The following is an 11,569-nucleotide window of genomic DNA, read 5'->3' on the forward strand; positions in this document are numbered from 1 at the left end:
GGGCCCCGCCGGATCCGGCCCCGTCGGCCGGGCCCCGGCCGGCCGGCCCGACCCGGGGCCCGTCAGCCTGGCCGACGGCCGGTCCCGCCTCCGCCTCGGTGACCGGGCCCGCCCCCGGGTCGGTAGCCGGATCCGCCTCCGCCGCGGCGGCCGGGCCCGGGCCCGGCCCCGGCCCGACAGCCGGATTCGCCCCGGCCCCGGGAGCCGGTTCCGTCTCCTCCCCGCCTTGGTCCTCGTGTCGTTCGGCCCCCGTGTTCGTCGTCATCCGTTGTCTCCTGTCCGCCGTCGCGCGGGCGCACCGCACGTTATCGACTATGTGCCCGCCCGCCCCGTACTCCCCGCGTGCCGGGGTGCGCAAAGAATCTGACGCAGTATCAGAAAATCTCTTCCCTCGACCGCCGCCCTGCGGCACCATGGCCCGCCATGGAGACCGAGCTGAGCAAGAAGCTGGGCGTGGAGCACGCCGTCTTCGGGTTCACGCCGTTCCCCGCGGTCGCCGCCGCCATCACCCGCGCCGGCGGTCTCGGGGTGCTCGGGGCGGTGCGGTACGCCGATCCCGACGAGCTGGCCCGTGACCTGGACTGGATGCAGGAGCACACCGACGGCAAGCCCTACGGGCTCGACGTCGTCATGCCCGCCAAGAAGGCCGTCGACGGCATCAGCGAGGCCGACATCGAGGCGATGATCCCGGCCGAGCACCGGGCGTTCGTGCGGGACACCCTCGGCAAGTACGGGGTCCCCGAGCTGCCCGTCGGCGAGGCGTCCGGCTGGCGCATCACCGGATGGATGGACCAGGTCGCCCGCAGTCAGCTCGACGTCGCCTTCGACTACCCCGTCAAACTCCTCGCCAACGCCCTCGGTTCCCCGCCCGCCGACGTCATCGCCCGCGCCCACGACCACGGCGTCCTCGTCGCCGCCCTCGCCGGCAGCGCCAAGCACGCCCGCCGGCACGCCGAGGCCGGCATCGACATCGTCGTCGCGCAGGGCTACGAGGCCGGCGGCCACACCGGCGACATCGCCACCATGGTCCTCGTCCCCGAGATCGCCGAGGCCGTCGCCCCGCTCCCGGTCCTCGCCGCCGGCGGCATCGGCAGCGGCGAGCAGATCGCCGCCGGACTGGCCCTGGGCGCCCAGGGCGTCTGGCTCGGCTCCGTCTGGCTCACCACCACCGAGGCCGACCTGCACTCCCGGGCGCTCACCGAGAAGCTGCTCGCCGCCGGGTCCGGCGACACCGTCCGCTCCCGCGCGCTGACCGGCAAGCCCGCCCGGCAGCTGCGCACCGACTGGACCGACGCCTGGGACGACCCGGCGGGACCCGGCGCCCTGCCCATGCCGCTCCAAGGCCTCCTCGTCGCCGAGGCCGTCTCCCGGATCCAGAAGTACGAGGTCCAGCCGCTGCTCGGCACCCCGGTGGGCCAGATCGTCGGCCGGATGAACAGCGAGCGCAGTGTCCAGGCCGTGTTCGACGACCTCACCCGCGGCTTCGAGCACGCGATCGACCGCATCAACCGCATCGCCGGGCGCGCCTGATCGGACCTGACCACCCCTCACCGCCCTAGGAGAGCGAGCATGACCGACACGCAGCCCGCGGCGCCCCGCACGCCCCAGCTCCCCGGCGGCTTCTGGGCGCAGGCCGGCGCCGACCCCCACCGGATCGTGATCACCGCTCCGGACGGAGAGCAGTGGTCCGCGGGCCGCCTGCACGCCGCCGTCAACCAGCTCGTCCACGGTCTGCGCGCGGCCGGCCTGCACCGGGGCGACGCCTTCGCCGTCGTCCTGCCCAACGGCGTGGAGTTCTTCACCGCCTACCTCGCCGCGACCCAGGCCGGCCTCTACCTCGTCCCCGTCAACCACCACCTCGTCGGCCCCGAGATCGCCTGGATCGTCTCCGACTCCGGCGCCAAGGTCCTCATCGCCCACGAGCGCTTCGGCGCGGCCGCCACCGCCGCCGCCGACGAGGCGGGGCTGCCCGCGAGCCACCGTTACGCCGTCGGAGCCGTGCCCGGCTTCCGCCCGTACACCGAACTCCTCGACGGACAGCCCGCGACGCCCCCCGAGGACCGGACCCTGGGCTGGGTCATGAACTACACCTCCGGCACCACCGGCCGCCCCCGCGGCATCCGCCGTCCGCTGCCCGGCAAACCGCCCGAGGAGACCCACCTCGGCGGCTTCCTCGGCATCTTCGGCATCCGGCCGTACGACGACAACGTGCACCTGGTCTGCTCGCCGCTGTACCACACGGCCGTGCTCCAGTTCGCCGGTGCCTCGCTGCACATCGGGCACCCGCTGGTCCTGATGGACAAGTGGACCCCCGAGGAGATGCTCCGCCTCATCGACACCCACCGGTGCACGCACACGCACATGGTCCCGACCCAGTTCCACCGTCTCCTCGCCCTCCCCGAGGCCACCCGGGCGGCGTACGACGTCTCCTCCATGCGGCACGCCATCCACGGCGCCGCGCCCTGCCCCGACCACGTCAAACGGGCCATGATCGAGTGGTGGGGCCACTGCGTAGAGGAGTACTACGCCGCCAGCGAGGGCGGCGGTGCCTTCGCCACCGCCGAGGACTGGCTCAAGAAGCCGGGCACCGTGGGCCGGGCCTGGCCGATCAGCCGGCTGGCCGTCTTCGACGACGACGGCAACCCGCTGCCCCCCGGTGAACTCGGCACCGTCTACATGTCGATGAGCACCGGCGGCTTCAGCTATCACAAGGACGAGGACAAGACCCGCAAGAACCGCATCGGCGACTTCTTCACCGTCGGCGACCTCGGATTCCTCGACGAGGAGGGCTACCTCTTCCTCCGCGACCGCAAGATCGACATGATCATCTCGGGTGGGGTCAACATCTACCCGGCCGAGATCGAGTCCGCCCTCCTCACCCATCCGGCCGTCGCCGACGCCGCCGTCTTCGGCATTCCGCACCCCGACTGGGGCGAGGAGGTCAAGGCCGTCGTCGAGGCCGCCGACGGGTACGTCCCCGGCGAGGCGCTCACCGCCGAGCTCCTGGCCCACTGCGAGCGGCAGCTCGCCACGTACAAGCGGCCCCGGTCGGTCGACTTCGTCGACACCATGCCTCGCGACCCCAACGGCAAGCTCTACAAGCGCCGGCTGCGCGACCCCTACTGGCAGGGCCGCGAACGGGCCGTCTGAGCCCGCCCGGCCGGGCGCCGGCCCCGTCGGGCCCCCGCCCACGGGCCGCGTCCGGGCTGCCTCAGGGCCGCCGCGTCCGGGCTGCCTCAGGGCCGCGTCCGGGCTGCCTCAGGGCCGCCGCGTCCGGGCTGCGTCGGGGCCGCCCGGGCTAACGGCGGCCGTGCCTCGGCCGGGGCGGGGACCGGTCTCGGTGAGATGAGCGACGGGCCGGCGGACCGGAGCGGACGACACCTCGTCCGCCCTCGCCGCCGTCCGTCAAACCGTCATCCTCACCGAACTCCCGCGGCCCTGCCCCATGCGGCGCCGGGGGAGGTAAGGACACCATGAACACGCGTATCCCCGCCCGCCGCGCCTCCCGGCGCCGGGCCCTGGTCACCGCGGCGCTCACCGCGGCGGCCGTGACCGGCCAGCTCCTGGTCCTGTCCCCGCTCGCCCAGGCCGACGGCGACCGTGCGCCCCACAGCCTGGGCTCCGGCGTCAACCTGCTGGAGCCGCCGCCGGACCACGAGGACGGTCCCCCGCCGCACGAGGACGGCCCGCCGCCCAAGCCGAAGCCGAAGGTCCAGCACGGTCTGCGGCAGTTCGTCGAGGACGGTGCCTTCGTCCCGCCGCCCGGCGTCACCTCGGTCTTCGTCCAGGCGTGGGGCGCGGGCGGCGGTGGCGGCGGCGGTGGCGGCGGCTACGCCGGCACCGCGGGCGGCCCCGGCGGCCCCGGCGGCGGTGGCGGTGGCGGCGGCTTCGCCTGGTGCTCGGTGCCGGTGAAGCCGGGCAAGAGCTACACCGTCGTCCTCGGCGACGGCGGAGCCCTCGGCGGCGGAGGCGCGGCCGGCAGCTACGCCGTCAACGGCGGCATCGGCGGCGTCGGCACGGCCGGCCGCGAGGGTACGGCGACCACCCTGGCCACGCCCGGCGGTGACGTCGTGGTCAACGCCGGCGGTGGCGGCGGTGGCGGTGGTGGCGGCGGTGGCCTGGACACCGGCGCCGGCGCCGCCGGTACGGCCGGCCAGGGCGGCACCGCCACCTGCCGCACCGGTGGCCTGACCCGGACCGGCCCGGCCGCCGACGGGGCCACCGGCGGCGGCGCGGTCGACGGCATCGTCGCCACCCCGACCGGCTCCGTCATCGGCGGCAACGGCGGCGCGGGCGGCCCCGTCGGGCAGAACGGTGAGCCCGGCACAGCCGGCGGCGACGGGTTCCTCGTCGTCTTCTGGTGACCGGCGTCCCCGCCCCGGCGTCCGCCGGGGCGGGCGCGCGGCCGCGGTGCCCCCACCCTGGGTGCCGCGGCCTTCGCGCGCAGGCGGTCCGGTACGTACCGTTCGCCCCGGGTCGGGGGGTCATGGCAGGTTGGGGTCATGAGTACGGCAACAGCACACAAGTCACCCCTCACCGACTGGACCGTCCTGGTCCCGATCGTCTCCCTCGTCGCGCTCGTCTTCAGCTGGGGGCGGGACCTGCCCGGCTTCGCGGTGGCGCTCGTCTCGCTGTTCCTGGCCGGCGCGGTGCTGGCCGCCGTGCACCACGCCGAGGTGGTCGCCCACCGGGTGGGTGAACCCTTCGGCTCGCTCGTGCTCGCCGTCGCGGTCACCATCATCGAAGTGGCCCTGATCGTCACCCTGATGGCCGACGGAGGCGACAAGACCGCCACGCTCGCCCGGGACACCGTCTTCGCCGCCGTCATGATCACCTGCAACGGCATCGTCGGCCTGTCCCTGCTGGTCGGCGCCCTGCGCAACCGGGTGGCCGTGTTCAACGCCGAGGGCTCCGGCGCCGCCCTGGCCACCGTGGCCACCCTCTCCGTCCTCAGCCTGGTGCTGCCCACCTTCACCACCAGCAGGCCCGGCCCCGAATTCAGCAGCGCCCAGCTCGCCTTCGCCGCCGTCGCCTCGCTCGCGCTCTACGGCCTGTTCATCGCCGTCCAGACGGTCCGTCACCGCGACTACTTCCTGCCCGTACGCACCGGCAGCGCCGCGTCCGAGGACGACCACGCCGAACCGCCCACCGCCCGCGCCGCGCTGGTCAGCCTCGGCCTGCTGCTCGTCGCCCTGGTGGCCGTCGTCGGCGATGCCAAGGCGGTCTCGCCCACCATCGAGTCCGCCGTCAGCGCCGCCGGACTGCCCAACGCCGTCGTCGGTGTGATCATCGCCTTGCTCGTGCTGCTCCCGGAGACCCTGGCCGCCGTCCGGGCCGCCCGCCGCGACCGGGTGCAGACCAGCCTCAACCTCGCCTACGGCTCCTCCATCGCCAGCATCGGCCTGACCATCCCGGCCATCGCCCTGGCCTCCGTATGGCTGACCGGGCCGCTGGTGCTGGGGCTGGGACCGACCCACATGGTCCTGCTCGCCCTCACCGTGGTGGTGGGCGCGCTGACCGTCGTACCGGGCCGGGCCACCCTGCTCCAGGGCGGGGTCCACCTGATCATCCTGGCCGCCTACCTCTTCCTGGCGGTCAGCCCCTAGCCGCGCCGCGCCGCACCACCACCACCCGCAGCCCGGGCGAGGTGAGGATGTCGCGCTCGCAGTACCGGGCGCGTACCCACCGCTCCTGCGAGAACAGCCGGGTCTGGTCGGCGGAGTGGGGCGAGGCCGGGTCCGCCGACTGGCCGTACGTCAGCAGGGTGCGCGCCACCGGGCAGCGGCTGCCGTCCCAGCCGACCGCCTGGATGTGGCTGCTGCCGTGGGTGACCTGCGGGTAGCCGCCGCCGGCCGGGTTCCACGGTGCCTCGATCTTGTTCCAGACGCCGAGCGCCTCCGTACCGCCGCCGATCGGGAGCCGCTGCCCGCCGCGTACGACGAACTGGTGCTCGCCCAGCGGCGCGTCCAGCGGGATCCCGGCCGTGCGCAGCTCCACCACCGTGTCGGCCAGGGCCCGGGCGACGCCGGGCGCGGACGTGTTCAGGTCGCGCGGGGTACGGACCGGGTCCGCGGCCGAGAACGGCACCCGCCACAGGTCCTTGACCGGGGTCGTCGCGGTGAGCCTGCGCCAGAACCGGTCGAACAGCAGCGCTCCCCGGCTGCCGGTGTCGGCCCGCCGGTCCCAGCCCGCCAGGACCGGGCAGGCGGCGGAGACGTCCACCACCGACCCGTCCGCGGCCACCGCCGTCCCGCCGGGCAGCGCCGCACAGGCCCGGGCGGCGTCGGCCGCCGCCAGATCGCCGGCCGGCACCCGGTGGGCGAACTGCTGCTCCTGGAGGTCGGCCACGGTCAGCCGCCCCCGGGCGGCCAGGGCCGCCACGTCCTCGACCGCGCCGCGGGTGCGCAGCGAGCGGGGCGTGCCGACCGTGCCCCAGACCCGCTCGTAACCGGTCAGCGGACGGTCGGCGTTGGCCAGCCACGCACTGTCGTTGGAATTCTCGGCGTACGGCGCGTCGCGCAGCGTCGGCGTGCGCGCCGGGCCGAACACCCCCGGCTGCACCGCGTCCGGGTCCGAGCCCGGCGCGCAGGCGCTGCGCGAGCCGTCCAGCACGGCGAGACCGGAGGCCGGGTACGTCGCCCTGCCCAGCGGCGTCGAACAGGTGGCGGCCAGCTCGTCGGTGATCCGGGGGAGCACCTGGGACTGGGTGAACAGGGTGCCGCCGGCCGCGTCCGCGGCGACGGTGTTCACCCAGGGCAGGCCCTGGGTGTGGGCCAGCGCCTGCTGGATCCCGGCCACCGAGCGGGCCTTGCCCAGGGCCAGGGCGGTGTCGGTGCCGCGCAGGTTCTGCGCGTTGGGGTCGCCCAGCGCGTACGCGGTGGTCGTCGTCCACGGCAGCGGCAGGCCCGGGCCGAGGGAGGTGAGGACCGGGCCGTACCGGGTCCACCACTGGGTGCGGGTGACCGGGGCCGAACCGGCCGGGCCGGGAACCGTCACGGTCCGGGCGGTCATCCGTTCGGCCGTGCCGTCGACGACGTACGCGGTCGGGTCGGCGGGGTCGAGGGTGAGCTGGTGCAGGGCGACGGGGGTGCCGGTGGCCACGGTGTGGCTCCAGGCCACCCGGTCGTTGAAGCCGATGTTGACCGCGGTGGTGCCCAGCAGGGACCCGCCGGAGACGTCGATCTCCCCGGGGATGGTCTGCTGGGACTGCCAGAACCGGCGGCCGCCCTGCCACGGGTAGTGCGGGTTGCCGAGCAGCAGTCCGCTGCCGGTGGCGGAGGTGGCGCCGGAGAACGCCACGGCGTTGGAGCCGCGGTCGTAGCGGCCGGTGTCGAAGAACTCCCGGGCCGCCTCGGCGGCGGCCGCGAGGTCGCCGGGCGGGGTGTCCCCGGCGGACGGCGGTGCGGCGGTGGGGCCCGGTGGCCGGGCCGCGGTGATGCCGTCCACCGCGCGCCCCTGCCCGCCGAGCACGGATATCGCGAAGCCGCGCCGGGCCACGTCGAGTTCGGTGACCGGGCCCACCCAGCCCGCGTCCTTGCAGGCCGGGTCGGTGATCCGGTTCTGCCGCAGCCAGGCGTTCCAGCCCGCGGCCCAGCCGCGCATCAGCTCCCGGACCTGGCTGCTCGGGCCCGCGGGGGCGGGGGCGGCGAGGAGCCGCTCGACGGTGCCGGAGTCCTGGACGCCGCGGAAGTACAGGTCGCTGGAGAGGTTCGTGGCGGCGGAGGACAGCGAGCCGTCGGGCGCCGCGTCGGGCCCGAACCACCGCGACCGCTCCCCGCGTACGGTCGCGAAACCGTCGGCGAGCACACAGACCTGGTCGGCGGCCTGCGCCCAGCCGGTGCCGAAGCCGAGACCGGCGTAGTCGCCGGCCAGGATGTGCGGGATGCCGTACTCGGTGTACCGGACGACGGCGGAGAGCCGGCCGTCCGAGGCCCGCTCGCCGGAGCCCCCGGACCCGTCCGGGGCGGCCGCGGCCTGCGGGGCGAGCCCGGTCACGGCGAGCAGCGCGGCGCCGGCGAGGGCGAGCCGCCGCCGTGCGGCGGTGCGGTGCGGTGCGGGCCGGCGTGAGGCGAGCCGGCGTAAGGCGAGCGGGTGCAAGGCGAGTGGGTGCAAGGCGAGCGGGCGTATGTCGGGCCGGGGTGCGGCGGATCCGGGGCGCAGAGGCAACGTATCTCCCAAGTAGCCTGCGGTGGGGCGGGGTTACCGGTGGAGCCGATGGTGCGCGTGCTCCCACACTCATGCAGGTGTACCGGGCATCTGTCAACCGGGGAGGAGGCCCTCCTGGTGCAGCCGGCGGACGGTGAGGTGTTCGTGGACCAGGCGGCCCACCAGGGCGCCGCCGTACGTGACGAAGCCGACGCCGACCAGCCAGGACTGCACGACCAGCAGGGTGCCGAAGGGGCCGTAGATGACGGCGTTCGAGGCGATCAGCGGGGAGAAGACCAACTGCGAGAAGATCCGCAGCCCCAGCAGGCCGAGGCTGGTGGCGACCGCGCCGGGCAGCAGGGCCCGCCAGCGGACCCGGCCGCCGAGCAGCAGCCGCTGCGAGCCCCAGAAGAACAGGCAGGTGCCGGCCAGGTCGCCGAGGGTGCCGAGCACCGAGCCGAGCAGGGCCTTCGAGGAGCCGGGGATGACGACCAGGACCCCGAGGTAGCAGACCAGGAGCGCGAGCCAGACCACGTGCCGCCACATCGTGTGCCAGCGGGCCGTGGGCAGGTCCCAGACCTTCTCGTAGCCGGTCTGCACGGCGGAGCCGAAGGTCAGGCCGAACACGGCGAGGGCGGCCAGACCGAACGCGGTGGTCCGCTCCAGCGCCAGGTCGGCCGCCCCGAACAGCATCTCCACCCGGCCCCGGGAGGCCGCGGACACCCCGAGCGCCTGTCCCAGCCAGCGGCCGAAGCTCGTGCCGCTGCCGGGAGCGGCGGCGGCCACGACGACGAGCAGGGGCACGAGCGTGAGGAAGCCGAGCGCGGCGAACCCCATCGCCCGGTGCATCAGCTCCATCTCCCGGCCACGGCTCCAGGCCAGCCCGACGGGGGAGGCCAGGAGCCGGTCGTGCAGGTGCCGCAGGGACCAGGTCACACCTGTTCCCCTACCCGGAAGCCCGGGCCGGGGTGAGGAGAAACGCCGTGGATGCGGCTGAAGGGGTGGATTTCGCAGGGGTTTCGGAAAGGGTGGTTCCGGCGGGGTGTCAGGCGCGCAGGTCCTCGATGCGCTTGATCTTGCCGATGGAGCGCTCCAGTGTGTGCGGGTCGACGATCTCCACCGCGACCGAGACCCCGATGCCCTCCTTGACCGCCCGGGCCACCACGGCCGCCGCCTTCTCCCGCTCGGCGGTGGTGGCGTCCGGCCGGGCCTCGGCCCGTACGGTCAGGGCGTCCATCCGGCCCTCGCGGGTCAGGCGGAGCTGGAAGTGCGGGGCGACCGCCGGGGTGCGCAGCAGGATCTCCTCGATCTGGGTGGGGTAGAGGTTGACCCCGCGCAGGATGATCATGTCGTCGCTGCGGCCGGTCACCTTCTCCATCCGCCGGAACGGCGCGGCGGCGGTGCCCGGCAGCAGCCGGGTCAGGTCGCGGGTGCGGTACCGGACGACCGGCATGGCCTCCTTGGTCAGGGAGGTCAGGACCAGCTCGCCCGGCTCGCCGTCGGGGAGCACCTCCCCGGTGAACGGGTCGACGACCTCCGGCAGGAAGTGGTCCTCCCACAGGTGCAGCCCGTCCTTGGTGCCGACCGCCTCCTGGGCCACGCCAGGGCCGATGACCTCCGACAGGCCGTAGATGTCGACGGCGTCGATGCCGAGGCGCTCCTCGATCTCGCGGCGCATCTCCTCCGTCCACGGCTCGGCGCCGAAGACGCCGGTGCGCAGGGAGGTGCTGCGCGGGTCGATGCCCTGGCGCTCCATCTCGTCGATCAGCGTGAGCATGTACGAGGGGGTCACCATGATGACCTCGGGGCGGAAGTCCTGGATCAGCCGCACCTGGCGGTCGGTCATCCCGCCGGACGCGGGCACGACCGTACAGCCGAGCCGCTCGGCGCCGTAGTGGGCGCCGAGGCCGCCTGTGAACAGGCCGTACCCGTACGCGACATGGACGATCTGGCCGGGCCGGGCGCCGGCCAGGCGCAGTGACCGGGCCACCACCTCGGCCCAGGTGTCGAGGTCGCGGTCGGTGTAGCCGACGACCGTGGGCCGGCCGGTGGTGCCGCTGGAGGCGTGGATCCGGCGGATCTCCTCGCGGGGCACGGCGAACATGCCGAAGGGGTAACGGGCCCGCAGGTCGTCCTTGGTGGTGAACGGGAACCGGGCCAGGTCGGCGAGCGACCGGCAGTCCTCGGGGTGCACCCCGGCCCGGTCGAAGGCCTCCCGGTAGTGCGGGACGCGGTCGTACGCGTGGTGCAGCGAGCGCTGCAGGCGCTCCAGCTGGAGCGCCTGCAGCTCCTCGGCCGTCCGGGGGAGCCCCTCGAACCCGGCTCCCGCCGTCCCGTCCTCGTCCTGCGCCCGCACGCCCATCACCTCATCGTGATCCGCCCGACCGATCATTCGGTAGCGTGCCGGAGATCGTGGCGTAATTCAATGCCCGGTGCAGCGTGGGGGCGACGGGATCATGCGGTGGGGCGGCCCCGGTGGACGCGCCAGTCGGGGGCGAGGATCGACATCAGCGTGGCGTCCACGCGCTCGCCCTCCCACAGCAGCGCGTCGCGCAGCACGCCTTCTTCGCGGAAGCCGACCTTCTCGTAGGCGCGCCGGGCCCGGGGGTTGAAGGCGTACACCTCCAGGGAGATCCGGTGCAGGCCGAGGGCCTCGAAGCCGTGGCCGACGATCAGCCGGGTCGCCTCGGTGCCCAGGCCCCGGCCGTACGTCCCCGGGACCAGGACGATGCGGAAGCTGCAGCTCTCGTTGTCCGGGTCCCACTCGTTGAGCACGGCCTCGCCGACGACCCGGCCCGTGGCCCGGTCCACGACGGCCAGGTCGAGCCGGCCGTCCTGCTCCTGCCGCCCGCGGTACCAGGCCCGTACGCCGGGCTCGTCGACGTCTGCGTGACTGCCGGTCAGCCGGGCGCCCTCGGCATCGCTGAAGATCGGCAGCAAGTCGGGCACGTCGTCCTCCGTGACGGGCCGCAGGACGACGGCCTCGCCGTGCAGGGTGGGCTTGTCCAGCCAATTCGCCGGCGCGGGCGCGGAGGAGGCGTATGAACTCATACGCCCATTCTCGACGACCGAGCCACCGCGCCCCACCGATATTCTCCGCGGCCTGCGGCCTGCGGCCTGCGGCCTGCGGCCTGCGGCCTGCGGCCTGCCCTGGCTTGGTGGCTTGCCCCGGCCCACGCGGCCGTGGCGTCGCGCGCCCGTGCCAGGCCGCGCCCCGGGCAAGCGCCGCGTGCCCGTGCCGGGCGGGCCGGGCCGGTGCCGCCGCCGGGCGCCGCCTCGGCGCCCCGCGCCAGCGCCCGGCGGACCGGTCCGGCGCCGCCTCCGGCGTTCCGCCTCGGCGCCCCGCCCGCTCGCGGCGGCGGGCGGCCGAGGCGCTGCGCACCAGGGCCGCGGCCGTGGCATCGCGCGCCCGTGCCAGGCAGCC

The 11,569-nt window shown here is 74.9% G+C and carries 8 protein-coding genes and 1 pseudogene; 4 read left to right on the forward strand and 5 right to left on the reverse strand.

What is annotated here, in order from left to right; genetic code table 11:
- Positions 1–265: pseudogene (locus tag EF918_RS37735) on the reverse strand (hypothetical protein); the annotation flags it as partial.
- A gap of 158 nt (positions 266–423) precedes the next feature.
- Here EF918_RS37735 and EF918_RS24950 point away from each other — a divergent pair.
- The 4 genes from EF918_RS24950 to EF918_RS24965 all read left to right on the forward strand — a co-directional run bounded on the left by EF918_RS24950 (position 424) and on the right by EF918_RS24965 (position 5,606).
- Entirely contained in the window at positions 424–1,530 is a 1,107-nt protein-coding gene (locus tag EF918_RS24950) for a nitronate monooxygenase family protein (protein WP_125650690.1), read from the forward strand.
- 39 nt (positions 1,531–1,569) lie between these two features.
- Positions 1,570–3,150 carry an acyl-CoA synthetase gene (locus tag EF918_RS24955; RefSeq protein ID WP_125650692.1) on the forward strand — a complete coding sequence of 527 codons (1,581 nt, stop codon included), beginning with the start codon at positions 1,570–1,572 and terminating at the stop codon, positions 3,148–3,150.
- A gap of 323 nt (positions 3,151–3,473) precedes the next feature.
- A complete protein-coding gene (locus tag EF918_RS24960) occupies positions 3,474–4,364 on the forward strand; it encodes a hypothetical protein (protein WP_125650694.1) in 891 nt (296 codons plus the stop codon).
- Between the two features lie 138 nt (positions 4,365–4,502).
- Entirely contained in the window at positions 4,503–5,606 is a 1,104-nt protein-coding gene (locus EF918_RS24965; RefSeq protein ID WP_125650696.1) for a calcium:proton antiporter, read from the forward strand.
- Here the strand turns inward: EF918_RS24965 and EF918_RS24970 are convergent.
- The 4 genes from EF918_RS24970 to EF918_RS24985 all read right to left on the reverse strand — a co-directional run bounded on the left by EF918_RS24970 (position 5,596) and on the right by EF918_RS24985 (position 11,196).
- Complete coding sequence (locus EF918_RS24970) at positions 5,596–7,995, reverse strand: penicillin acylase family protein (RefSeq protein ID WP_260610630.1); 2,400 nt, start codon at positions 7,993–7,995, stop codon at positions 5,596–5,598. The two genes, EF918_RS24965 and EF918_RS24970, sit on opposite strands and share 11 nt — an antisense overlap.
- Before the next feature lie 264 nt (positions 7,996–8,259).
- A complete protein-coding gene (locus EF918_RS24975; RefSeq protein ID WP_125650698.1) occupies positions 8,260–9,081 on the reverse strand; it encodes a YhjD/YihY/BrkB family envelope integrity protein in 822 nt (273 codons plus the stop codon).
- Positions 9,082–9,190: 109 nt separating this feature from the next.
- On the reverse strand, positions 9,191–10,507 hold the full coding sequence (gene paaK, locus EF918_RS24980; protein WP_125650700.1) for a phenylacetate--CoA ligase PaaK: 1,317 nt from the start codon (positions 10,505–10,507) through the stop codon (positions 9,191–9,193).
- A 92-nt stretch (positions 10,508–10,599) separates the two neighbouring features.
- Complete coding sequence (locus tag EF918_RS24985) at positions 10,600–11,196, reverse strand: GNAT family N-acetyltransferase (RefSeq protein ID WP_125650702.1); 597 nt, start codon at positions 11,194–11,196, stop codon at positions 10,600–10,602.
- Positions 11,197–11,569 lie beyond the last annotated feature (373 nt).

The sequence above is a fragment of the Streptomyces sp. WAC06614 genome (genome assembly GCF_003949795.1).
Taxonomy (GTDB): Bacteria; Actinomycetota; Actinomycetes; order Streptomycetales; family Streptomycetaceae; genus Streptomyces.

Excerpts from the sequence above, each read along its gene's own strand:
- EF918_RS24950 (WP_125650690.1), top strand. The coding sequence starts at position 424 with ATGGAGACCGAGCTGAGCAAGAAGCTGGGCGTGGAGCACGCCGTCTTC.
- EF918_RS24955 (WP_125650692.1), top strand. The coding sequence starts at position 1,570 with ATGACCGACACGCAGCCCGCGGCGCCCCGCACGCCCCAGCTCCCCGGC.
- EF918_RS24960 (WP_125650694.1), top strand. The coding sequence starts at position 3,474 with ATGAACACGCGTATCCCCGCCCGCCGCGCCTCCCGGCGCCGGGCCCTG.
- EF918_RS24965 (WP_125650696.1), top strand. The coding sequence starts at position 4,503 with ATGAGTACGGCAACAGCACACAAGTCACCCCTCACCGACTGGACCGTC.
- paaK (WP_125650700.1), bottom strand. The coding sequence starts at position 10,507 with ATGGGCGTGCGGGCGCAGGACGAGGACGGGACGGCGGGAGCCGGGTTC.
- EF918_RS24985 (WP_125650702.1), bottom strand. The coding sequence starts at position 11,196 with ATGAGTTCATACGCCTCCTCCGCGCCCGCGCCGGCGAATTGGCTGGAC.